Raw genomic sequence first — 23327 nt, forward strand, 5'->3', positions numbered from 1 at the left:
GGGCGGTCCCGTTGGGCTCGGCCGGTCCGGGTCGACGAATCGTTCTCGGGCGCAGTCATGCTCCCGAACATACAAGCCGATCAGGTCGCACGGCGCCCGCCTGTGACGAGCGCAACCAGGCGCTCCAGGGGCCCAGCGCCGAGGATGCGTCGCCATGCGATCATCACGACACTCGGCACGACGACGAGTGCCGCAAGACTGAGCATCGCGAGCCACTCCGAGGTCAGCCAGCCCTGCCAGTCCATCAGCGGCCGCAGCACGATGAGCTGAAGCACGTACACGCTCAGGGCGATCGCGCCGAGATCGGCGACCCAGGTCCACACCGGAACCGCCGGCCGCCCCCCGAAGGCGACGACGCCCGAGACCATCGCGACCGCGATCAGGACCAGGGTGAGGTCGCTCAGCTGGTCACTGACGTCACCCGACAGCTCGGTCCCTCCGAGGGCTCCCGTTGCCGCGACGATCAGCAGGCACGCAGCCGCAACCGGGGTGGCGACGAGCGCGAGGGCACGCGGGCGTGACACGAGACCGCTCGTCGCGACGAGGGCCCCCAGTGCGAAGAACGGGAGCAGTGAGACGGCGCGGTAGCTGCTGCCGGCGATGAAGGCGGCCCGGAGTTCCTCGAGCCCTCCGGTGGTCCCGTTCGAAAGCCTGTCGGGTGCGAGCTCGCCCGTGATCCAGGGAGCCGCCACGAACAGGAACAGGGTGAGGCCCGCCAGGAGCCACACCAGGGTGGTGTCGCCGAGCTCGCTGCGTCGGATCGCCGCTCCCGCCAGGGCTGCGACGGGGATGCCGATGATCATGAGCACACCGAGCACCTGGAGCACAACGGCGACCCAGGTGTTGAGCTCGACGACGAGTACCCCGATCGCATAGACGACGACACCGCGACCTATATCGACCAGGACCCGGCGCACAGGATCCTCGGCGACCTCGTGGCGAGCCCAGACGAGAGCTGCAGCCGCGCCCATCGCGAAGCCGAACAGCGGAGAGGCCACCCGGTTGATCGACGAGGTGAGCAGGAGGACCGGCTCCGAGAGGGTGAGGGTGACCAGGAAGGGCAGGCCGTGTGCGATGAGCATGCAGAGTATCGCCGTTCCGCGCAGGACATCGAGCAGCGGAACGCGCGCGGTACGGGTCGCGAGAGGGGTCGCCGACCGGTCGAGGCTCACGACACGTGACCTTAGCGGGACCGCGACCAAGTGGATGGTCGGCACGTCTGAGAGGCTGGGGTCATGGTCAACCTCACGAAGATCTACACCCGGACCGGCGACCAGGGAACCACGGGTCTGGGTGACTTCTCGCGCGTATCGAAGACCGATGTCCGACTGAGCGCATACGCCGACACCAACGAGGCGAACGCGGTCATCGGGGTCGCCCTGACCGCTTCCGGTCTGGGCGAGGACGTGTCACAGGTCCTGCGTCGCGTCCAGAACGACCTCTTCGACGTCGGTGCGGACCTGTGCATGCCGCTACAGGAGGTGTACGAGTACGAGCCGCTCAGGGTGCGTGCGGAGTGGATCGACGAGCTCGAAGAGGACTGCGACCGATACCTGGAGTCACTTCCGCCGCTGCGGTCGTTCATCCTGCCCGGCGGATCCGTGGCCGCTGCACACCTCCACCACGCGCTCACTGTTGTGCGGAGGGCCGAGCGATCGGCATGGGCGGCGGCGGAGCGTTACGGCACGGAGCCGGCGACCGAGAAGGGACACGGAGGCGTCAACCCTCTGGCCGCCACCTATCTCAACCGTCTCTCGGATCTGTTGTTCATCCTCGCGCGGGTCGCCAATATCGACACGACCGAAGGCGGGAGGCAAGGCGACGTTCTCTGGCAACCGGGTGGTGGCCGAATCGCCGAACCCGAGCGCCGTGGCCGCAACAGATCGGCACGGTCCGCGACCGACTGAGTCCAGACGCTCGAACAGGTCAGACGACGGAGTTGGCTCTCGGTGGTCCGGACTCGGCCCATGACCGGAGAGCGGGGTAAGCGCTGCGTTCGATCGCCAGCTCGACGCCCCCCGTGCGGCCCACCGCCGCAACCGAGATGATGACGGGATCTCGCAGACCCGGAACGCCACCGCCCGCTTTCCGCGGTGGTCCGATGTCCAGTGCGGCCCGGGGCCAGCTGCGAATCGGCTTCAGTCCGATCCCGAAGACGGCGAAACAGTCCAGCTCCGCGTGACCGAGTCTGATGAAGGCCGAGCGCCAGCGACCTCGCCCCTTGTCTCGCAGGCCACACGACAGGCTCGGTGCACTCGCCGCGATCCGCAGTCTGCGAACGAAGAAGTACCCGAGTAGCGCCGCACCGATGACCAGCCCGACGAGAAGTGCCCCTCCAACCGCTTCCGCGGCATAGAGGGGCACCTGCTCGACGTCATCGACGAGGTCGTCCACTGGCTCTGGCGAATCTCTGCCCGACGACGAACCTCGTCAGGAGGCGAGGTCGCCGGCGTCGACCTCTTCGGCCACGATGGTCACCCGGTCGTGGTCGACGGACAGGAATCCGGAGTCGATCCGCGCGGTGCGGACGCCATCGGTTCCGTTGATCTTGACCTCGCCCTCGACAAGGACGCCGAGGAGGGGTTGGTGGCCCGGCATGATCCCCAGCTCCCCGGAGAGGGTTCGGGCTCGCACGAGCGTCGCCTCGCCCTGGAACACGAGCCGATCCGCGGCGACGAGCTGGACCTCGAGGACGGACATCAGAGGTTCTTCTGGATCTCGGCCCACTGACGCTCGACATCGTCGAGGCCACCACACATGAAGAAGGCCTGCTCACCGATGTGGTCATAGTCGCCGTCGGCGATCTTGGCGAAGGCCTCGACCGTGTCGCTGAGCGGAACCGTCGACCCCTCGATGCCGGTGAACTGCTTGGCCACGTAGGTGTTCTGCGAGAGGAACCGCTGGATCCGGCGCGCCCTGTTGACGAGGATCTTGTCCTCCTCGGACAGCTCGTCGATACCGAGGATCGCGATGATGTCCTGGAGCTCCTTGTTGCGCTGCAGGATCTGCTTGACCCGAACCGCAGTGGAGTAGTGATCCTCGCTGATGTAGCGACGGTCGAGGATCCGGCTGGTCGACGTCAGCGGGTCCACGGCGGGGTAGATACCGAGTGAGGCGATCTCACGCGAGAGCTCGGTGGTGGCATCGAGGTGCGCGAACGTCGTCGCCGGGGCAGGGTCGGTGTAGTCGTCCGCGGGAACGTAGATCGCCTGCATCGAGGTGATCGAATGTCCACGCGTCGACGTGATGCGCTCCTGGAGCACACCCATCTCGTCGGCGAGCGTGGGCTGGTAGCCGACCGCGGAAGGCATCCGGCCGAGCAGGGTCGAGACCTCCGAGCCTGCCTGCGTGAAACGGAAGATGTTGTCGATGAAGAGGAGGACGTCCTGCTTCTGGACGTCGCGAAAGTACTCGGCCATGGTCAGCGCGGACAAGGCGACGCGGAGTCGGGTGCCCGGAGGCTCGTCCATCTGACCGAACACGAGGGCGGTCTGCCCGAGGACTCCCGCCTCCTCCATCTCCACCATGAGGTCGTTGCCCTCACGGGTCCGCTCGCCGACTCCGGCGAAGACCGAGACGCCACCGTGGTCACGCGCGACCCGGGCGATCATCTCCTGGATCAACACCGTCTTGCCCACGCCGGCACCGCCGAACAGGCCGATCTTCCCACCCTGGACGTACGGGGTCAGCAGGTCGATGACCTTGATACCGGTCTCGAACATCTGGGTCTTGGACTCGAGCTGGTCGAAGGCCGGAGCCTGTCGGTGGATCCCCCAGCGCTCGGTGATGTCGAGCGTCTCACCCTCCGCGAGGTTCATACAGACCCCGGTCGTGTTGAAGACGCGGCCGAGGGTGACGTCGCCGACGGGAACGGTGATCGGTCCGCCGGTGTCCTGGACCCGGGTGCCACGGACCAGTCCATCGGTCGGCTGCAGGGAGATGGCGCGCACCATGTTGTCGCCGATGTGCTGGGCGACCTCGAGGTTGATGAGCTTGGTCTCGCCGCCCAGCGCGACCTCGGTCGTGAGCAGGTTGTACTGCTCGGGCATCGCGTCGGCGGGGAACTCGACGTCGACGACCGGGCCGATGATGCGGGAGACCCGCCCCACGCCTCCCGGCGCCTGAGCCGTCGTCGAGGTCTCGGTGACAGTCGCAGTCATGTGGCTCTCTTCCTCACTTGCTCTCGGCGAGGGCGCTGGCGCCGCCGACGATTTCGCTGATCTCTTGGGTGATCTCGGCCTGACGGGCCTGGTTGGCCAGTCGGGTGTACTTCTTGATGAGCTCCTCGGCGTTGTCCGTAGCGGACTTCATCGCGCGCTGACGTGCCGCGAGCTCCGAGGCCGCGGACTGGAGCATGCAGTTGAACAGCCGAGCGTTGACGTACTTCGGCAGGAGGAGGTCGAGTGCCTCGTCGGGCGAGGGCTCGAACTCGTAGAGCGGAAGCAGGTCCTCCGGCTCCGGCGGCTCGGTTCCTTCGACGACCTCGAGGGGGAGCATCCGGATGACCTCGGGCTCCTGGGTGACCATGGAGACGAACCGGGTGAAGACGACATGGACCTCGTCGATCCCGCCCTCGTCTTCGGTGCTCTTGAGGAAGTCGCCGGTGAGTCGCCGACCCACATCCCGGGCGATGTCGAACCTCGGCTTCTCCGAGAAGCCGCTCCACTCCTGCGCGTACTCACGGCCGCGGAACTTGTAGTACCCGACGGCCTTCCGGCCCATGAGGTAGGGCACGACCTCCTTGCCTTCCTCGTCTCGCAGTCTCGCGATCAGTCGCTCGCTCTCCTTGAGGACCGAGGAGGAGTACGCGCCGGCCAACCCACGGTCGGACGTCATGATGACGACGCCGGCGCGCTTGACCTGGTCCTTCTCGCCGATGAGCGGGTGGTCCTCGCTCGAGTACGTCGCGACGGCCGACACGGCCCGGGTGATCGCCCGGGCATACGGAGACGACTCGCGCACGGCCTGCTGGGCCTTGACGACACGGCTCGCCGCCATGAGCTCCATGGCCCGGGTGATCTTCTTCGTCGCGCTGACGGAGCGGATGCGCTGCCGGTACTCCCGGATCTGCGCTCCCATGGTGTTCCGCCTTCCTGTGGATCGTGAATGGGGTCGTCTGGTCAGTCCGTCACCGAGCGCGTCAGCGCTTCTGGATGACGATCTGCTCCTGGTCGGACTCCATGGCCTTCTCGGCCGCGTCTTCCTCGGCCTCGTTGCCGGCGACGAGACCGTCATGGCCCCGACGCTCGAAGCCCTTCTTGAACTCGTCGATCTCGCCCTGGAGTGCCTCGGCGGTCGAGTCCTCGAACGTGCCGGTCTCGCGAATCGCGTCGAGGAGCTCGCCACGGGAGCGGCGTAGGTGGTCGAGGAACTCGGACTCGAAACGTCGAACGTCCTCGACGGGCACGGAGTCCAGCTGCCCGGTCGTGCCCATCCAGATGGCGACAACCTGCTCCTCGACCGGGTACGGCGCCGACTGAGGCTGCTTCAGCAGCTCGACGAGGCGGGCACCTCGCGCCAGCTGAGCGCGGGAGGCCGGGTCGAGGTCGGACGCGAACATCGCGAACGCCTCGAGGGCGCGGTACTGCGCGAGGTCGAGCTTGAGTCGGCCGGACACGGACTTCATCGCCTTGATCTGTGCCGCGCCACCGACGCGGGACACCGAGACACCGACGTCGATGGCCGGGCGGACGTTGGAGTTGAAGAGGTCGGCCTGCAGGTAGATCTGGCCGTCGGTGATCGAGATGACGTTGGTCGGAATGTAGGCCGAGACGTCACCCGCCTTGGTCTCGATGATCGGCAGGCCGGTCATCGAGCCCGCACCGAGGTCGTCGGAGAGCTTGGCGCAGCGCTCGAGCAGGCGGCTGTGGAGGTAGAACACGTCGCCCGGGTAGGCCTCACGCCCGGGCGGCCGACGCAGCAGGAGCGAGACGGCTCGGTAGGCCTCGGCCTGCTTGGAGAGGTCGTCGAAGACGATGAGGACGTGCTTGCCCTGGTACATCCAGTGCTGGCCGATGGCGGAGCCGGTGTACGGAGCAAGGTACTTGAAGCCGGCGGAGTCCGAGGCGGGAGCGGCGACGATGGTGGTGTACTCCATCGCGCCGGCCTCCTCGAGGACACCGCGCACGGAGGCGATCGTCGAGCCTTTCTGACCGATCGCGACATAGATGCAGCGGACCTGCTTCGCCGGGTCCCCGGTCTCCCAGAACTCCTTCTGGTTGATGATCGTGTCGACGGCCACGGTGGTCTTGCCGGTCTGCCGGTCGCCGATGATGAGCTGCCGCTGGCCGCGCCCGATGGGCGTCATGGCGTCCACCGACTTCAGACCCGTCTGGAGCGGCTCGTGGACGGACTTGCGCTGCACGACGGTGGGCGCCTGGAGCTCCAACGCGCGCCGCTCCTCGGAGGCGATGTCCCCGAGCCCGTCGATGGGGGTGCCGAGTGGGTTGATGACACGGCCGAGGAACGCGTCACCGACCGGGACGGAGAGGACCTCGCCGGTGCGCTTGACCGCCTGACCCTCCTCGATCTTGGAGAAGTCACCGAGGATGACGACACCGATCTCGTGGACATCGAGGTTCAGCGCGATGCCGAGGGTTCCGTCCTCGAACTCCAGCAGTTCGTTCGTCATGGCCGAGGGCAGGCCCTCGACGTGGGCAATGCCGTCGCCGGCGTCGATGACGCGACCAACCTCTTCCCGGGATGCCGTCCCGGGCTCGTAGGACTGGACGTAGCTGTCCAGTGCGTCCCGGATCTCATCCGGACGGATCGAAAGCTCCGTCATGTCTGTCTCTTCTCCTCGATGTTCCGGTCCTGCTCCGGACCGGCGTCGTGTGCTGGCTGTGCTCGGGTGTCGTGCGTGGATCGGTGTCGTACGTGGGTGGGCTAGGCGCCCGTGATGTGTCTACGTGCCTCGTCGAGGCGTCGAAGGACGGTCCCGTCGACCACCTCGTCCCCGACCTGGACCCTTATCCCGCCGACGACGTTCGGGTCGATGACGATGTGCAGCACGACGGACTTCGTGTAGATCCGTTCGAGCGCCGTGCGCAGACGTGCCTGTTGCTGTTCGGTGAGGGGGGCGGCCACGGTGACGAGGGCGCTGAGCTGCTCCCGGCGGGTTGCCGCCAGGTCGAGGTAGCTCTCGAGAACGCGGTCGAGTCGACGTCCTCGAGGACTGGTCACAGCCTGCTCGGCGAGGCGGATGGTCTCCGGCTGCGCCTTGCCCTCCAGCAGTCCCCGGACCAGGGCAGCCTTGCCCTCGATGTCCGTGTTGCGGAGCGAGAGCGTGTCACGCAGGTCCGGGTCGCCTGCCACGATCCGCTCGAAACGGAACAGCTCGTCCTCGACGGCGTCGATCCTGCCCTCCCGCTCCGCCTGGGCGAGCACGGCCTGAACGCCCAGCGACTCGACAGTGTCGGCGAAATCGCCTTCCCGCGACCACCGGCCGGCAGCCGTGGCACCGAGCAGCTCGGTCGCCTCGGCACTGACCCGACCGCCGAACAGGCGCTGTGCGAGGACACGCTTGGCGGCCCCGTCCCGAGAGGGATCGGCCAGGGCACGCCGTAGTGATGGGTTCGCCTCGATGACGGCGGACACGGAGAACAGGTCCTCACCCAGGGCGATGCGGTCGCCCGTGCCGGTCAGGACGGCGTCGAACGCCTCCTGGACCGACGCGGCAGCTCCCCGGCTCGAGCCTCGCATCAGAGGTCCGCCCCCGTTGCTTCGCCCGGCTGGGAACCGACCTTCTCGGGCGTGACGGCGCCGGACTCGAGCTCGGCGAGGAATCGGTCCACGATGCCCTTCTGGCGGACCTCGTCCTCGAGCGACTCACCGACGATCTTGCTGGCCAGCGCGGTGGACATCGCGCCCACCTCCTGGCGCAGCTGCACGACCGCCTGCTGGCGTTCGGCCTCGATCTGCCGCTTGGCCGACTCGGTGATCCGGCTCGCCTCGGCGTTTGCCTGGTTCCGCATGTCGGCGATGATCGACGCACCCTCCTCACGAGCCTGCTCGCGGATGGCGTTGGCCTCCGCGCGTGCGTCGGCGAGCTGAGCCTCGTAGCTCTGGAGAGCGGCCGCCGCCGCCGCCTGAGCTTCTTCGGCCTGCTGCATGCCGCCCTCGATGGCAGCCCGCCGCTCCTCGTAGGCGCGCTCGATGTTCGGCACGACCTTCCTGGACACGACGACATAGACGATGCCGACCATCACGAAGCCGAAGATCAGCTCAGGGATGTACGGGATCAGCGGCGGCTTCTCCGCGCCGGCGACCGTCACGACGGCCCCTGGCAGAGCGGCTGCGAAGTTGAGCACGTGATTCTCCTAGTGCGAGTACCGGATCGGTGGATGTGCTGTGACGGATCCGGCGGATCAGAGGAAGAAGAGCACCAGACCGAAGATGGCGAGCGCCTCGGCGAGGGCGAAGCCGAGAATCGCGATCGGCTGCAGGAGCGGGCGGGCCTCCGGCTGACGGGCGACGCCGTTGATGTAGGCGGCGAAGATCAGACCGACCGCGATGGCCGGGCCGATGGTCGCAAGGCCGTAGCCGACGAGGGAGAGGTTGCCTTCCACAGTGATTCCTCTTTCATGGTTTTGTGAGCTCCGGACGCGACGTCCGGACGTGTGGTGGGTGTATTCAGTTGTCGTTGTGATGAGTTGGTGGGTCCGTGCGGGGTGACGCGGACTTCGCCAAGCCGGGGTGAGTGCCTCAGTGCTCCTCCGCGAGCGCACCCGCGATGTAGCTGGCGGAGAGCAGCGTGAAGACATAGGCCTGCAACGCCTGGATCAGCGCCTCGAACAGCCACATGATCGCGGCCATCAAGAACGTCGGCACGGCAAGCAGCTTGAAGACGACGTCCTGGGTGAGGAAGTACGCCCCTGCGCTGACGAACAGCACGATGAGGATGTGTCCCGCGAACATGTTGCCGAAGAGTCGCAGAGCCAGCGTGAGCGGTCGCGTGATGAAGTAGGTGATGAGCTCGAGGGGGAAGATCACCGGTTTGATGAAGCCCGGAAGACCTTCGGGGATCATGTGGCCGAAGTAGCCCGTGAAGCCGTATCGCTTGAAGCCGATCCAGTGGTAGACGACGTAGACGACGACCGTCGCCGCGATCGCGAACCCGATTCGGCCGTAGGTCGGGTTCATCACCGGGGGCAGCACGCCGTACCAGTTGTTCAGCAGGATCAGCGTGAAGAGCGAGAACAGCAAGGGGACGAAGCGCAGGAAGTCCTTGCTGCCGATCATGTCGCGAGCGATGCCGTTGCGGGTGAAGTTGTAGAAGCCCTCGAGAAGGAACTGGCTCTTGCTCGGGACGATCGAGAGGTTGCGGGTCAGCATGAGCAGAGCCGTGCAGATGATGACGACCGAGACGCCGCCCCAGACCATCTGCTCGGTGATCGCCCACTCCCCTTCGCCGATGAGCGGCAGGTAGAAGATCTCGGGCCCTGGGGGGACGAACTCGTCACCACTCACCATCGGCAACGACGCGGCCTGCGGGGCATAGGCCAGGATCACGAGGTCTCCTCTAGGGGGTCTTGGAACGAGCGGGAGCGAGCCGGTGGGCCGACCGGCTGGAGGCTCAGGTCCTACCGTACCGGAGCCAAATGGTGTACAGGGACAAGGCCATCCCGCCCACGACGCCCACCGGCGTGAAGAACCCGGTGCCGAGCCAGCGGTCGAGCAGCCAGCCCAGGCCCCCGAAGAGGGCAGGGCCCGTGACGAGGTAGGCGATGATGGTCGAACCCATGGCGTCCGCCTGGAAGGACGGGTTCGGTGCGCGGTCGTCGTCGTCCCCGGAGCCGTAGGGCCGGTACACGGGCGGGCGATCGCTCATGGGCCGCTGCCCTCCCCCGCGCCGCTCTCGGGCATGCGGACATCGACGGCTTCACGGCCGCGGCCGTAGCCGACGACCTGGGCCACCTGCATGAGGAGAACCTGGCCGATGGCGGCGACCGCGAAGGCGCGGCCGTCCAGCCAGTCCCGGTCTCGGAGGACCAGAAGTGCGGCCACGATGAGGACGATCTGCCCGATGTAGACCACCGCCGCGCCGGCCATCGAGAGTGAGACGTCCGCGGCGACCACGGCGCTGATCCCGATGAGGCCGACGAGCATGACGAGCAGCACCACGAGGGCGCCTGCCACGGCCGACAGAGCCGTCTCGACATCCCCCACCAGGCCGCCCACGACGCCGGCCAGCACCAGCCCTGCGAGCCCCGCGACAGCGGCGTGCCGGAGGATCGAACCTCCCGCGCGCCGGCCGGGACCTGAGTGCTGTCGCATAGTTTGTGAAAGTTATCACAAGCACGCGTCCATCACCCAACCGACGGAGCCTGAGATCTACGAGTGCGAACCCGGAGGCGAGACCGACGGGGGGTTCGCCTGGGGGCGTCGTCCACCGACGACCGCCCGCGGCAGCCAGATGGTCAGCGCGGCGGCCGTGGCGAGCATGGCCACGAGGATGCCGGTCGCGATCCAGGGGTCGAAGAAGACAAAAGCGACCGACCCGAGTGAGATGGCAGCCGCCCACCCCCAGAGAAGCAGCACAGCCCGACGGTGGCCATGGCCGAAGGCCAGCATGCGGTGGTGCAGATGTCCGGCATCCGGTTGCCAGGGGCGGCGCCCGGCCCTCGTCCTGCGGATGACCGCCCAGACGACGTCGACCAGTGGCAGGAGGAAGATCGCCAGGGGGACGGCGAGGGGCAGCAGTACTGCGGCGACCGGATTCGCGCTCACGTCCGCGCCGGCGACGGAACCGGTGATCGAGATCGTCGCGGCGGCGAGCAGCAGTCCGAACAGGAGCGCGCCGGAGTCACCCATGAAGATGCGCGCGGGGAAGAAGTTGTGCGGAAGAAACCCCACTGCGCACCCCATGACGGCTGCCGAGATCAGAGCGGCCGTCGAGAAGACGTTGGGTGGGTTGTAGGTCTGGGAGATGAGGTAGGCGTAGCCGAAGAAGGAGACAGCGGCGATGCCCACGACCCCGCTGGCCAGCCCGTCGAGCCCGTCGATGAAGTTGACCGCGTTCGTAGAGACGAGCACCACGAGGATCGTCAGCGAGACGAGGATGAAGGGAGGCAGCACGACCTGGCCGCCGAGCGGCAGGGAGTAGAACTGAACGCCGTGAAAGGCCAGCGCACCGGCCGCGAGCAGCTGCCCGCCGAGCTTCGCGAACCAGTCGAGCTCGCGGATGTCGTCGATCGCGCCGATGAGACAGATGATCGCCGCACCGATCAGCACGCCGCGGATCTCGTCGCTCTCGAACAGCTGGCGCAGGCGCGGGAGCCGGGCTGCGGCCAGGGCGGCCGCACCGAAACCGACGAAGATGGCGACCCCTCCGAGCCGTGGGATCGGAACGCTGTGGACATCCCTGTCGCGGACCTGGGTGTAGGCCCCGAGACGCACGGCCAGGGTTCGCATGAGCGGAGTCGCCGCATACGTGGTCAGGGCCGCCACGATGATGACGAACAGGTACTCGCGCACTCCGCGTCCGCTCGGTCCGGTCGGCTCAGCGCGGGTATGCGGGGAACCGTTCGACCAGTTCGCTCACCTGTGCCCGGACCTCCCGGGACACGGCGTGCTCGGGGTCGGCGTCGCCCGTGGTGACGGCGGTCGCGATGAGGTCCGCGATCACCTTCATCTCGTCGGTCCCCATCCCCTGGGTCGTGACGCAGGGAGTGCCGACCCTGATTCCGGAGGCGATGTTGGGTTTCTGCGGATCGAAGGGGATCGCGTTCTTGTTCACGGTGATGCCTGCCGCGTCGCAGCGCGCCTCGGCGTCGACGCCCGTGACCTCGACCGGCTGGAGGTCGTGGAGGGACAGGTGGGTGTCCGTGCCCCCGGTGGTCGGCCTGATGCCACGCTCGCCCAGCGACTCGGCGAGCACACGCGCGTTGTCGATGACCTGCCGGGCGTAGACGGCGTACTCGGGCGTGGCGCACTCCTTGAAGTTCACCGCCTTGGCCGCGATCGAGTGCATCTGGGGGCCGCCTTGCATCATCGGGAACACGGCCTTGTCGATGGCGACCCGGTGTTCCTCGCGGCACACGATCGCACCGGATCGAGGACCCCGCAGGACCTTGTGCGTGGTGAACGAGACGACGTCGGCGAAGGGGACCGGACTCGGGATCGCCTTGCCCGCCACGAGCCCGATGAAATGCGCGGCGTCGACCCAGAAGACGGCACCGACCTCGTCGGCCACGCGGCGGAAGAACTCGAAGTCGATCAGGCGTGGGATGGCCGATCCGCCGGCGAGTATCACCTTGGGTCGGTGCTCCTGGGCGAGGCGTTCGACCTGCTCGTAGTCGATGTTCTCGGTCTCCGGGTCCACTCCGTAGTGCACGGCGTTGAACCACTTCCCTGAGAAGGACACCTTGGTGCCGTGGGTCAGGTGACCACCGTGCGGGAGGCTCATCGCGAGGATCGTGTCGCCGGGCTGCATGAAGGCGCCGTAGACGGCCTGGTTGGCGCTTGCGCCGGAGTGGGGCTGAACGTTGGCGTGATCGGCCTCGAAGAGGGTCTTGCACCGCTCGATGGCAAGCTCCTCTGCCTTGTCCACCTCGCTGCATCCGCCGTAGTAGCGCCGGCCGGGGTAACCCTCGGCGTACTTGTTCGACAAGGTCGACCCGAGCGCGGTGAGCACCTCCGGGCTCGAGAAGTTCTCGCTCGCGATGAGCTGGAGCCCCCCGCGGAGACGGTCCAGCTCGGAGAGGAGGACACCTGCGATCTCCGGGTCGAACGACTGCAGTGCGGCGAAGTCTGATCCGTAGAAGCTCTCGCTCATGGGGTGGTCGGCCTTTCCTGTGCGGCGGAGGGTGTGTGTTCCGGGTCGGTGGTGGCCATCGGGTGGTCGGCTCCGGTGGTCGGCGCCGAGACGTCGTCGGGTGCATCGTCGTCCGCGGCGTCCTCGGCGGCCGCGTCATCGGCGGCTGCGGCACCGACAGCCGGGGTATCGGTGCCGCTGCGCTCGGCGCCTTCGTCATCGGCGCGTTCGTCATCGACAGCCGTCGCAACGTCCCCGTTCGGCAGGTCCGCGTTGGGCAGGTCCTGGTTCGGCAGTTCCTCGGTCGGCAGATATGGCGTCAGCTGCTCGAGCGACAGGGCGCCCTCCCGCAGGACGGTCGGCGGCAGGGTCGTGCAGTCGAGGATCGTCGACGGCAGGCCCTCGCCCACGGGCCCACCGTCGAGGTAGACGAAGACCGCCGAGCCGAGCTGGGTCGCTGCATCCACCATCGTCCGGGCCGCCGGCCATCCCGTCACGTTGGCACTCGACACGGCCATCGGACCGACCTCCCGGAGCAGGTCGAGGGCGAGGGGGTGGTCCGGCATGCGCAGTGCGACCGTTCCGTTGGTGTCGCCGAGGTCCCAGGTGAGGGACGGCTGGGCCTTCAGCACGACGGTCAGCGGCCCGGGCCAGAACGCCTCGACGAGTGTCCGGACGTAGTCGGGGACGTCGATGGCTAGGCCGTCGATGGTCCGGATGTCGCCGACGAGGACCGGCGGAGGCATGTGCCTGCCCCGTCCCTTTGCCGCCAGTAGGGCTTGGACCGCGACCCGGTCGAAGGCGTCGGCTCCGATGCCGTACAGCGTGTCGGTGGGCAGGACGACGAGCTTGCCGTCCCGGACGGCCTCAGCAGCCTTCGCCAGCCCCTCGCGACGCATGCCCTCGGAGGAGCAGTCGAAGACGGGACTCATAGCGCTACAGCCTACGGTGCCAGCCGACGCTCGGGTCCGCGAGGCGCGGGAACCGGCCCAAGCGAGGCGCGGGCACCGGACGAAGAACTGCGCGTGGCTTCCCCACCTGCGACGATGCACGGCATAGGCTGCTGGCATCTGGGCACAACCCCCGACCCAGCGAGGAGAGGAAGGCACCTATGCGCGGTTCCGGACTGATCTGGACGATCGTCGGCGTACTCCTGATCATCGTCCTGCTCATGTGGATCCTCTGATCCACCCCCTATCCACGAACGGGCCGCGGCATCGCCGCGGCCCGTTCGTCGTTCTCGCGTCCGACCCCCTCGGCGCGTCCAGCCGTTGCGGGGCTGCGGGCAGTTGAGCGCCTCAAGCCTTTCAGCGCCTCCGAGCGGTGACGAAGCGCGGACGTCCGGCCAGGTCGAGGTGGTCGGCAACCTCGCGCCACACGCCCGTGCGCTCGAGCCGCTCCGGCAGGCTGCGCCCATGGCTGTCCGCGTGCTCCATGACGAGTAGACCGCCGGGGCGCAGCAGGCGAGCGGCCGTGGCCCCGACGGCGAGGGGGATCCTTAGGCCGTCGTCCGAGCCGCCGTAGAGCGCGACGGCCGGATCGTGGTCGCGCACCTCCGGATCAACGGGCTCCATGCCGTCGGGGATATAGGGGGGGTTGCTCACGACGACATCGACCGTCCCCTCGAGCTCGGGCAGGGCGGAGGCGGCATCGGCGTGCACGAGCTCCAGCTCGAGCGCCGTCGCGTCCCTGTTCCCCTCGGCCCAGCCGATGGCCAGGGCATCGATCTCGACACCGATGACCCGGACCCCCGGAACCTCCGAGGCGACCGCGAGGCCGATCGCCCCCGACCCGGTGCACAGGTCGACCACGAGCGGCTCCGGGCCGCATGCGATCGCCTCATCGATCGCCGCCTGAGCGACGACCTCCGTCTCCGGGCGTGGCACGAACACGCCCGGCCCGACTCGCAGCGTCAGATGCCGGAAGGCCGCCACGCCGGTCAGGTGCTGCAGAGGTATGCGGTGGCTGCGCTCGCCGACGAGGGTTCCGTAGGCGCGCCGCCAGTCGGTGTCGACGGTGTGGCCGAGCAGCATCCGCCGCCGGACCTCCTCATCGGCGCATCCGAGCGCGTGGGCCGCGAGGGCGATGGCGTCGGCGTGCGGGGAGGGGACTCCGGCCGCGGTGAGAACCCGCGCAGCCTCCCGGACGACGTCGTCGAGGGGGAGGTCTGTGCCGTCCCGCCCTGAGCCGATCACTGCTCGCCGAGCGCTGCGAGGGTCGCCGCCTCGTCGGCGTCGACGGCGGACTGGACGACCGGGTCGAGATCGCCTCCCAGCACGACATCGAGGTTGTAGGCCTTGTAGCCGGTGCGGTGGTCCGCCACCCGGTTCTCGGGGAAGTTGTACGTCCGGATGCGCTCGGAACGGTCCACCGTGCGGACCTGGCTGCGTCTGGCTGCGCTGGCTTCGGCGTCCGCCGCGTCCTGGGCCAGCTGGTGCAGGCGCGCCCGCAGGACGCGCAGCGCGGTCTCCTTGTTCTGCAGTTGGCTCTTCTCGTTCTGACACGAGACGACCAGACCCGTCGGCAGGTGGGTGATCCGCACAGCCGAATCGGTCGTGTTGACACTCTGACCGCCCGGGCCCGAGCTGCGGTAGACGTCGATCTTGAGGTCGTTCGGGCCGATCTCGATCTCGACGTCCTCCGCCTCCGGCATGACGAGGACGCCGGCGGCGCTCGTGTGGATGCGACCCTGGCTCTCCGTGACCGGCACTCTCTGGACGCGGTGCACGCCGCCCTCGTACTTCAGCCGCGCCCAGGGTGCCTCCCCCGGCGCGGCCGCACCGCGACTCTTGACCGCGACCCGCACGTCCTTGTAGCCCCCGAGGTCCGACTCGGTCGCATCGAGCAGCTCGGTTCGCCATCCTCGCCGTTCGGCGTAGCGGAGGTACATCCGGAGCAGGTCCCCCGCGAAGAGCGCAGACTCCTCGCCGCCTTCACCCGCCTTGACCTCGAGGATCACGTCGCGGTCGTCGTCGGGGTCCCTCGGGATGAGCAGCCGGCGCAACCGCGCCTCGGCGGCGGCGGCCACCTGCTCGAACCCGGGGACCTCGCCGGCGAGAGCCTCGTCCTCGGCGCCCAGTTCGCGAGCCGTCTCGAGGTCGTCCTTCGCGGTTCGCCAGGCGTGGTACGCGGTGACCGCGGGGGCGAGCGCCGCATACCGCTTGTTGATCTCCCTCAGCGCCGCCTGGTCAGCGGCGACCGCCGGATCGGCCATCCGCGCCTCGAGAGCGGCGTGCTCCTCGACGAGGGCGAGTGCGGACTCGAGCATTGGGGTGCTCCTGACTGGGTGGGCCTGCAGGCCGCGCTGAAGTGTGGCAACGACGAAGCGCCGGTCCGACCCGACCCGGAAGAGGGTGGGTGGACCGGCGCTTCGGGAGGGCTACTTGGCGTCTGCCTTCTTGCCGTAACGGGCCTGGAAGCGGGCGACGCGGCCACCGGTGTCGAGGATCTTCTGCTTGCCGGTGTAGAACGGGTGGCACTGGCTGCAGACATCGGCGTGAATCACGCCGTTGCTGGCCGTGCTGCGCGTGGTGAACGTGGCGCCACAGGTGCAGGTGACCGTGGTCTCCACGTACTTCGGGTGAATGTCCTTCTTCACGTGTCTCTCCTTGGTGTTACCGGGTCGGCGGGCCCAGCGCCGTGCTGCAGACCCTGCGTCATCGCCTCCGATGGGGCGCCCCGCCTGCGCACCTCCGTCGTGGAGGCCGCTCAGGTACGCGCGCGTGCCGTGAACCGGTCCAAGGGTCTAGTGTGCCAGAGAGCGGCCGCAGGCCCCAATCCGCTCGAGCGGCTCGCCGCTCCCCCGTCCGCAGGTGCGGCGAGCTACCGGGGGACGGTCTTACGGCGCTGCCAGGTCGTCGCCCCGGAGCCGGCCATGCCGAGGCCTCTGCCGACCCCGGCCACCCACGGCGACGACCAACAGACTGAGGACGACCACCAGCATCCCCACGCCGGTGAGGAGCCCGAGACGCTCACCGAGAACGACCACCCCGAGGAGGGTCGCCGTCACGGGTTCGGCGAGGGACAGGGTCGCGACCGACCCGGCCGGCAGACCCGAGAGCCCGCGCTGGAACAGCACGTACGCGAGCCCGGTCGCGACCAGGCCGAGCCACAGCACCATGACGAGGCCGTCGACGGTCCACAGCCACTCCAGGTCAGCTCCTACCAGCACGGGGACGAGGGCCAGGGCGCCCACGGCGAAGAGCAGAGCCATGACCCTGATCCCGGACTCGCCCCGCAGGAGCAGCGCACGGGCAGCGATCGTGTACCCCGCATACGACACCCCGGCGCCCACCGCCGCCACCAGGCCGACCGGATCCGCGGCGGCTCCCGTCCCCGCTGCCTGTCCGATGACGAGGAGGACCACGCCGGCGACGGCGCCGACCGTCGACACCGCCCACCTCGCCGTGACGCCCTCACCGAGCGCGCGGCCCAACACGCCGGTCGCGAGCGGTGCCACTCCGAGCGCCACGACCGTGCCGACGGCCACCCCGCTGCGCGCCACGCCGACGAAGAAGCAGACCTGGTAGGCGGCGACCGCGAGACCGCCAACTGCGAATAGCACCGCCGGCGGCAGCGAACCCGCACGGTGGCGACTCGCGTCCGCTGCCCGGGGAGGCCGCCACAGCGTGGGTCCGGCGAGGAGGGCGAGCGCGACGGCTCCGACGAGGATCCGCAGGGCACCCACCTGAGCCGGGTCGGCCGCGTCCGGCCCAAGCGCCTGGGCCGTCCCTGTGGTTCCCCACAGGGACGCGGCGGCGAGGGCGGCCAGTGCCGCGCCCGACGCCGGCCGGCCGTTGGACCTCACCCGCGCATTCGACCACGCCGAGACCGGGTCCGGCAGGGCCGTCCGATCCGCGTCGGATCGGTGCTCGAGGCTTCGCCCCGCTCGGCGAATGGGCTCAGTCCTGGTCCTCGTCCTCCAGCTTGATGCTCGAGGTCTGCTGCACCTGGACGAGGAACTCCACGTTGGTCTTCGTCTTGCGAAGCCGATCGAGGAGCAGCTCGATACTCGCCTGGGCGTCCAGCGCTGCGAGCACCCGACGCAGCTTCCACATGATCTTCAGCTCGTCGGCGCCGAGGAGGATCTCCTCCTTGCGCGTGCCCGAGTTGTTGACGTCGACGGCGGGGAAGATCCGGCGGTTCGCGAGCTGGCGGTCGAGCTTGAGCTCCATGTTGCCGGTGCCCTTGAACTCCTCGAAGATCACCTCGTCCATCCGGGACCCGGTCTCGACCAGCGCCGTCGCGAGGATGGTCAACGATCCACCGTTCTCGATGTTGCGGGCGGCACCGAAGAACTTCTTGGGTGGATAGAGAGCTGCGCTGTCGACCCCACCGGAGAGAATGCGGCCGCTGGCCGGTGCCGAGAGGTTGTAGGCACGGCCGAGCTTGGTGATCGAGTCGAGGAGAACGACGACGTCGTGACCCATCTCGACGAGCCGCTTGGCCCGCTCGATGGCCAGCTCGGCGACGGTGGTGTGGTCCTCCGCCGGCCGGTCGAACGTGGAGGCGATCACCTCTCCGCGCACGGCGCGCTGCATGTCGGTGACCTCTTCGGGGCGCTCGTCGACGAGCACGACCATGAGGTGCACCTCGGGGTTGTTCGTCGTGATCGCGTTGGCGATGGACTGCATCACCATCGTCTTCCCGGCCTTGGCCGGCGCCACGATGAGCCCACGCTGTCCCTTGCCGATCGGTGCGACCAGGTCGATGACACGGGTGGTCAGCTGGGTCGGCTCGGTCTCCAGCCGCAAGCGCTGCTGGGGGTACAGCGGGGTGAGCTTGCTGAACTCCGGCCGCCGCCGCGCCTCGTCGGGCGTCTGGCCGTTGACGGTGTCGAGCTGGACGAGCGGGTTGTACTTCTGGCGTCCTCCCTTGGAGCCTCCCTGCGTCTGGTCGCGGGACTGACCCTCCTCGCTCGGGGCGCGCACCTGACCGGTGACGGCGTCGCCCTTGCGCAGGCCGAACCGCTTGACCATCCCCAGCGGGACGTAGACGTCGTTCGGGCCGGCGAGATATCCGGAGGTGCGGATGAAGGCGTAGTTGTCGAGCACCTCGAGCAGGCCGGCGACCGGCACCAGGACGTCGTCCTCGGAGATCGGCGGCAGGCCCTCCCCCTCGCTCTGCTGGGAGGCGCCGTCGGGGCGGCCGCGGCGCTTGTCGCGGTTGCGGTTCCGGTTCCGGTTGCGTCGGCGACGGCCACCGCCCTCGCCGTCGTCGGCACCGTCGCGCTGCGAGCCCTGCTGGTCGTCGCGGCTCTGGTCAGTGCGGTTCCCGTCCTCGGGGTTCCGGTCACTGCGGTTCCCGTCCTCGCGGTTCTGTTCCCCGCGGTTCCGTTCGTCGGTCTCCCGGTCCTCGCGCGGTCGGTCATCGGCAGCCCGCTCGTCGCGGTCACCCGTTCGGCCCTCATCCGTCCCGCTCTCGTCACGGCGGTCCTCGGAGCGATTCCCGCGGCGGCCCTCGGCGGTGCGGCTCTCGGGCCGGCGCCCGCCCCGGTCCCCACCCCGTCGGCCGGTCGGCGCACCCGTCGAGTCGGTGGACGAGTCCGCGTCGGCGGCGTTCTCGCTGCTGCGACCTGGGGCCTCGGCCTCAGAGCTCTGGCCGCCCGCGCTGCGCCGAGGCGTTTCCGCGGGGCGCTCGGCGCGGCGTTCGCCGTGGCCGGGCGAGGTGCCCGACTGCCGGGCCTTGATGGCGTCGATGAGGTCCGACTTGCGCATCTTGCCGGTTCCCGTGATGCCGAGGCTCGAGGCCAGACCCTGCAGCTCGGCCACCTTCATCGCGCTGAGCGCGCCGGATCGCCGAGCAGGGGCGGAGACCTGCTCCGCCGTCGAGGCTGCCTCGAGAGTGGGTGTGTCTGTCACGAAGGGACCCTTTCCCCGTGTAGGGCTCATGACGACACGTGGGTCGACGAGCCTGGGTTGACGTTCGGTCACTGGATGACCGGGACCATGGGTCGTGGGCTCACATCCGTGGGCGCACGATCACGTCGTGGTGCTCCGCACCGACGCGTATCTCATGGTGGTCGCGCTGTCAGAAGCGGCGGGGTGTCGCCGTGAGCGCGGATCCAATGTACCACCGCACCTGCTGAGACCGAGTATCCGCCTCACCCGCACCGGCCGGCGCGTCATGCCCTGTCGGAACGGCTGAGGCCGTGCGTCGGGACTCGGGTGACGGAGGCGCCCTCTCGGGGGATGCCGGGGCGCAGGACGGTCCAGTCCTCGTCGGCGAGGCCGGCGACGGATGCAGCCGTGTCTCGGGTGGTCAGAACGAGGACCGAGGGCCCCGCACCGCTGATCACCGCCGCGTGGCCGGCGGAGCGCATCCGGTCCACGAGGGCCATCGAGGAGGGGTATGCGGGTCGGCGCGGCTCCTGATGGAGCCACTCCCGGGTTGCCGGGAGCAGGAGCGAGGGGTCGTGACCGAGGGCGTGCACGAGCAGCGCCGCCCTGGCCGAGTTCCGGGCCGCATCGCCGAGGCGCACCTGCGCGGGGAGCACCGAGCGCGCCTTGGCGGTCGAGAGCTGCCCCGCCGGGACGAGGACGACCACGTCGAGCTCGTCGTGGATCGGGGCGCGCACGGTGCGAGTGCGTTCGTCGTCGCCATCGTCGGTCCAGGACAGCGTGAGTCCGCCGTAGACCGAGGCCGAGGAGTTGTCCGGATGTCCTTCGAGAGCCGCCGCGATGTCGTTGGCGACAGCGAGGTCGACGCCGCGCGCCGCCCCGTCGCGCAGACCGAGAACGGCCTGAGCAGCGACGATGCCGCTGACGATCGCCGTCGCCGAGGACCCCATCCCCCGCCCGTGGGGCACGGCGTTGTGACACCGCAGCTCGAGGCCGCTCGGTGGGTCCGCACCGAGGACGGACCAGGTGTGCAGCATGGTGCGGTACACGAGGTGGCTCTCGTCGAGCGGCACCTCGCCCGCCCCCGCACCGGCGACCTCGATGCGAAGCCCCGGCTCATCCGTGACGCTGACGCTGCACTCGTCCCACACCCCGAGGGCGAGTCCGACCGAGTCGAATCCCGGCCCGAGGTTCGCGCTGCTCGCCGGAACCCGGACGATGACCGTCTCTGCCTCCATCCCGGCCCGGCTCGGCGACGATGACGACACGGTCACGGGACTTCAGTCGTCCAGCCCGAGCGCCACGGCGGCGGAGTAGGCGTCGACACCGACCCGGGTCGGGGCGACCTCCCCGCCGTCGGCCGTCCTCAGGGCCCACTGGGGGTCCTTGAGACCGTGCCCGGTCACCGTGCACACGATGGTCGCTCCTGCAGGGACCCCGCCGTCCGCGTGCCGTTTCAGCAAGCCGGCCACGCTGGCCGCCGACGCGGGCTCGACGAAGATGCCCTCGGTCGCCGACAGCAGCCGATGTGCGTCGAGGATCTCCTCGTCGGTGACCGCGTCGATGAGTCCCCCGGACGCATCCCGGGCCCGCTCGGCCTGGCGCCATGAGGCCGGGTTTCCGATCCGGATCGCGGTCGCGATCGTGTCGGGGTGGTCCACCGGGTGGCCCAACACGATGGGGGCGGCGCCGGCAGCCTGGAAACCCCACATCGCGGGACGTCGCGTCGCCGTCGCCGCGAGATCGGCGCCGCCGCGGCCCGGCGTCGGCTCCGCGGCCTCGGTGTAGCCCTTCCAGTAGGCGGTGATGTTCCCGGCGTTGCCGACCGGAAGGCAATGGATGTCCGGGGCGTCGCCGAGGGCGTCGATGATCTCGAAGGAGGCCGTCTTCTGCCCCTCGATACGCGCCGGGTTGACGGAGTTGACCAGCTCGACCGGATAGGCCTCGGCGAGCTTGCGGGCGAGTGTGAGGCAGTCGTCGAAGTTGCCGTCCACCTGGAGCAGCGTCGCACCGTGGGCGATGGCCTGGCTGAGCTTGCCCATCGCGATCTTTCCCTCGGGGACGAGCACGGCGCAGGCCATGCCCGCCTTGGTGGCATACGCCGCAGCACTGGCGCTGGTGTTTCCGGTCGACGCGCAGATGACGGCCTTCGCGCCGTGCCGGGCTGCCATCGAGATCGCGGTCGTCATCCCCCTGTCCTTGAACGACCCCGTCGGGTTGAGCCCTTCGTACTTGATGTACACCTGGGCGCCCACCCGCTCAGAGAGCCGCTCGGCCGCGATGAGCGGCGTGCCGCCCTCGAGGAGGGTGACCACGGGGGCACCGTCGAGCATGGGCAGACGCTCGGCGTACTCCTCGATCACGCCCCGCCACTGGTGGGCCATCACGACCCCTCCACCCGCATCACCGAGGTCACCGCCCGCACCGTGTCCAGGCCCGCGAGCGCCTCGACCGTGGCGCGCAGCGCCGCGTCGGTCGCCGTGTGGGTCACGACGATGAGGCTGGCCCGCGTGGCGCCGTCGTCTGCGGTGACGAGGCGCTGACGGACCGCCTCGATGGACACGTCGTGCGCCGCGAAGGCCGTTGCCACCTGCGCCAGCACGCCGGGGCGGTCGTCCACGTCGAGAGCGATGTGATACCTGGTGCGCGCGGCGCCTACGGGGAGGACGGGGATCTCGGCGTAGGCACTCTCACCCGGCCCGCGACCGCCGCCGACCCGATGTCGCGCCACGGCGACCACGTCGCCGAGGACCGCGGACGCGGTCGGGTCGCCGCCGGCGCCCTTGCCGTAGAACATCAGCTCTCCGGCGGCGTCGGCCTCGACGAAGACGGCGTTGTACGCCTCCCGGACGGAGGCCAGCGGGTGGGTGCGGGGGATCATCGCCGGGTGGACTCGAACGGACAGCCCTTCGGCGCCGGAGTCGTCATGGCTGCGCTCACAGATCGCGAGCAGCTTGACGACGTGGTCCATCGCGGCGGCGGCGGCGATGTCGGCTGCGGTGACCTCCGTGATCCCCTCCCGGTAGACATGGGCGCTGCCCACCCGGGAGTGGAAAGCGAGCGAGGCCAGGATGGCCGCCTTGGCGGCGGCGTCGAAGCCCTCGACGTCGGCCGTCGGGTCCGCCTCGGCGTAGCCCAGCGACTGAGCCTCCTCGACGGCCTCCGAGAAACCCATTCCGGTGGAGTCCATCTTGTCGAGGACGTAGTTGGTCGTGCCGTTGACGATGCCGAGGACCTTGGTCACCTCGTCCCCGGCGAGAGACTCCCTGATGGGCCGCAGGATCGGGATGGCGCCCGCGACCGCTGCCTCGAAGTAGATGTCGACGCCGTGCTCGTCCGCTGCCTCGTAGAGGGCGGGGCCGTCCTCGGCCAGCAGCGCCTTGTTGGCGGTGACGACCGAGGCGCCGTGCTCCATCGCGGAGAGGATGAGGCTCCGGGCCGGCTCGATGCCCCCGATCACCTCGATGACGATGTCGGCCCTGGTGACCAGCTCCGCCGCATCCGTCGTGAACAGCTGGGGGTCGAGACCGAAGCGCTCTCGGCCCGGGCGTCGCACGGCGATGCCCACGAGGTCGAGCGGAGCCCCCACCCGAGCGGCGAGGTCGTCGGCGCCGTCGATGATCATGCGGGCGACCGACGAGCCCACGACCCCACAGCCGAGAAGGGCGACGCGGAGCGGGGTGGGCGCCGATGGCGTGCTCATGGTTGGTGCTCCTTCAGGGTGGCTTCGATGG

General features: G+C 69.1%; 24 protein-coding genes. 1 reads left to right on the forward strand and 23 read right to left on the reverse strand.

The window, feature by feature from the left end; all coding sequences use genetic code 11:
* Positions 1–80: 80 nt before the first annotated feature.
* The gene (locus GA707_RS01070) at positions 81–1172 is read right to left on the reverse strand and encodes an acyltransferase family protein (RefSeq protein WP_152176573.1); all 1092 of its coding nucleotides are present in this window, start codon (positions 1170–1172) and stop codon (positions 81–83) included.
* A gap of 63 nt (positions 1173–1235) precedes the next feature.
* On the opposite strand from GA707_RS01070, the gene GA707_RS01075 reads away from it, so the two are divergent.
* Positions 1236–1907 (forward strand): cob(I)yrinic acid a,c-diamide adenosyltransferase, encoded by a 672-nt coding sequence (locus GA707_RS01075; protein WP_152176574.1) that lies wholly within the window; start codon positions 1236–1238, stop codon positions 1905–1907.
* 19 nt (positions 1908–1926) lie between these two features.
* On the opposite strand, the gene GA707_RS01080 is transcribed toward GA707_RS01075, so the two are convergent.
* The 22 genes from GA707_RS01080 to GA707_RS01185 all read right to left on the reverse strand — a co-directional run bounded on the left by GA707_RS01080 (position 1927) and on the right by GA707_RS01185 (position 23296).
* Positions 1927–2394 carry a DUF2550 family protein gene (locus GA707_RS01080; RefSeq protein WP_152176575.1) on the reverse strand — a complete coding sequence of 156 codons (468 nt, stop codon included), beginning with the start codon at positions 2392–2394 and terminating at the stop codon, positions 1927–1929.
* 36 nt (positions 2395–2430) lie between these two features.
* A complete protein-coding gene (locus GA707_RS01085; RefSeq protein WP_152176576.1) occupies positions 2431–2700 on the reverse strand; it encodes a F0F1 ATP synthase subunit epsilon in 270 nt (89 codons plus the stop codon).
* Positions 2700–4160, reverse strand: a complete 1461-nt coding sequence (atpD, locus tag GA707_RS01090) for a F0F1 ATP synthase subunit beta (RefSeq protein ID WP_152176577.1) — start codon at positions 4158–4160, stop codon at positions 2700–2702. Before atpD ends, GA707_RS01085 begins: the two co-directional genes overlap by 1 nt.
* 13 nt (positions 4161–4173) lie before the next feature.
* Positions 4174–5079, reverse strand: a complete 906-nt coding sequence (locus GA707_RS01095) for a F0F1 ATP synthase subunit gamma (protein WP_152176578.1) — start codon at positions 5077–5079, stop codon at positions 4174–4176.
* A 61-nt stretch (positions 5080–5140) separates the two neighbouring features.
* Positions 5141–6784, reverse strand: coding sequence for a F0F1 ATP synthase subunit alpha (gene atpA / locus GA707_RS01100; protein ID WP_152176579.1), 1644 nt, complete (start codon positions 6782–6784; stop codon positions 5141–5143).
* Between the two features lie 101 nt (positions 6785–6885).
* Positions 6886–7701 (reverse strand): F0F1 ATP synthase subunit delta, encoded by an 816-nt coding sequence (locus GA707_RS01105; RefSeq protein ID WP_152176580.1) that lies wholly within the window; start codon positions 7699–7701, stop codon positions 6886–6888.
* Positions 7701–8309, reverse strand: a complete 609-nt coding sequence (locus GA707_RS01110) for a F0F1 ATP synthase subunit B (RefSeq protein WP_370459963.1) — start codon at positions 8307–8309, stop codon at positions 7701–7703. The genes GA707_RS01105 and GA707_RS01110 overlap by 1 nt, the downstream gene beginning before the upstream one ends.
* Before the next feature lie 57 nt (positions 8310–8366).
* Complete coding sequence (locus GA707_RS01115) at positions 8367–8573, reverse strand: ATP synthase F0 subunit C (protein ID WP_193315146.1); 207 nt, start codon at positions 8571–8573, stop codon at positions 8367–8369.
* A 130-nt stretch (positions 8574–8703) separates the two neighbouring features.
* Positions 8704–9510 carry a F0F1 ATP synthase subunit A gene (gene atpB / locus GA707_RS01120; protein WP_226963445.1) on the reverse strand — a complete coding sequence of 269 codons (807 nt, stop codon included), beginning with the start codon at positions 9508–9510 and terminating at the stop codon, positions 8704–8706.
* A gap of 64 nt (positions 9511–9574) precedes the next feature.
* Positions 9575–9829, reverse strand: a complete 255-nt coding sequence (locus GA707_RS01125; protein ID WP_226963446.1) for an AtpZ/AtpI family protein — start codon at positions 9827–9829, stop codon at positions 9575–9577.
* Positions 9826–10275, reverse strand: coding sequence for a hypothetical protein (locus GA707_RS01130; RefSeq protein WP_152176582.1), 450 nt, complete (start codon positions 10273–10275; stop codon positions 9826–9828). The genes GA707_RS01125 and GA707_RS01130 overlap by 4 nt, the downstream gene beginning before the upstream one ends.
* Before the next feature lie 57 nt (positions 10276–10332).
* On the reverse strand, positions 10333–11475 hold the full coding sequence (locus tag GA707_RS01135; RefSeq protein ID WP_152176583.1) for a glycosyltransferase family 4 protein: 1143 nt from the start codon (positions 11473–11475) through the stop codon (positions 10333–10335).
* A gap of 25 nt (positions 11476–11500) precedes the next feature.
* The gene (gene glyA, locus GA707_RS01140; protein ID WP_152176584.1) at positions 11501–12775 is read right to left on the reverse strand and encodes a serine hydroxymethyltransferase; all 1275 of its coding nucleotides are present in this window, start codon (positions 12773–12775) and stop codon (positions 11501–11503) included.
* A complete protein-coding gene (locus tag GA707_RS01145; RefSeq protein WP_152176585.1) occupies positions 12772–13686 on the reverse strand; it encodes an L-threonylcarbamoyladenylate synthase in 915 nt (304 codons plus the stop codon). Before GA707_RS01145 ends, glyA begins: the two co-directional genes overlap by 4 nt.
* 375 nt (positions 13687–14061) lie before the next feature.
* The gene (gene prmC, locus GA707_RS01150; RefSeq protein ID WP_226963447.1) at positions 14062–14949 is read right to left on the reverse strand and encodes a peptide chain release factor N(5)-glutamine methyltransferase; all 888 of its coding nucleotides are present in this window, start codon (positions 14947–14949) and stop codon (positions 14062–14064) included.
* A complete protein-coding gene (gene prfA / locus GA707_RS01155; protein ID WP_152176586.1) occupies positions 14946–16022 on the reverse strand; it encodes a peptide chain release factor 1 in 1077 nt (358 codons plus the stop codon). The genes prmC and prfA overlap by 4 nt, the downstream gene beginning before the upstream one ends.
* A gap of 111 nt (positions 16023–16133) precedes the next feature.
* Positions 16134–16352, reverse strand: coding sequence for a 50S ribosomal protein L31 (rpmE, locus tag GA707_RS01160; RefSeq protein ID WP_152176587.1), 219 nt, complete (start codon positions 16350–16352; stop codon positions 16134–16136).
* A gap of 240 nt (positions 16353–16592) precedes the next feature.
* Positions 16593–17561: a DMT family transporter gene (locus tag GA707_RS01165; protein ID WP_226963448.1), complete on the reverse strand. Its 969-nt coding sequence runs from the start codon at positions 17559–17561 to the stop codon at positions 16593–16595.
* 94 nt (positions 17562–17655) lie between these two features.
* Positions 17656–19614: a transcription termination factor Rho gene (gene rho, locus GA707_RS01170; RefSeq protein WP_370459964.1), complete on the reverse strand. Its 1959-nt coding sequence runs from the start codon at positions 19612–19614 to the stop codon at positions 17656–17658.
* A gap of 263 nt (positions 19615–19877) precedes the next feature.
* Positions 19878–20831, reverse strand: a complete 954-nt coding sequence (thrB, locus tag GA707_RS01175) for a homoserine kinase (RefSeq protein ID WP_152176588.1) — start codon at positions 20829–20831, stop codon at positions 19878–19880.
* A gap of 42 nt (positions 20832–20873) precedes the next feature.
* A complete protein-coding gene (thrC, locus tag GA707_RS01180) occupies positions 20874–21977 on the reverse strand; it encodes a threonine synthase (RefSeq protein WP_152177022.1) in 1104 nt (367 codons plus the stop codon).
* Positions 21977–23296: a homoserine dehydrogenase gene (locus tag GA707_RS01185; RefSeq protein WP_152176589.1), complete on the reverse strand. Its 1320-nt coding sequence runs from the start codon at positions 23294–23296 to the stop codon at positions 21977–21979. Before GA707_RS01185 ends, thrC begins: the two co-directional genes overlap by 1 nt.
* Between the last annotated feature and the right edge of the window lie 31 nt (positions 23297–23327).

Origin of the sequence: Nostocoides sp. F2B08, from assembly GCF_009184895.1 — a bacterium.
GTDB lineage: Bacteria > Actinomycetota > Actinomycetes > Actinomycetales > Dermatophilaceae > F2B08.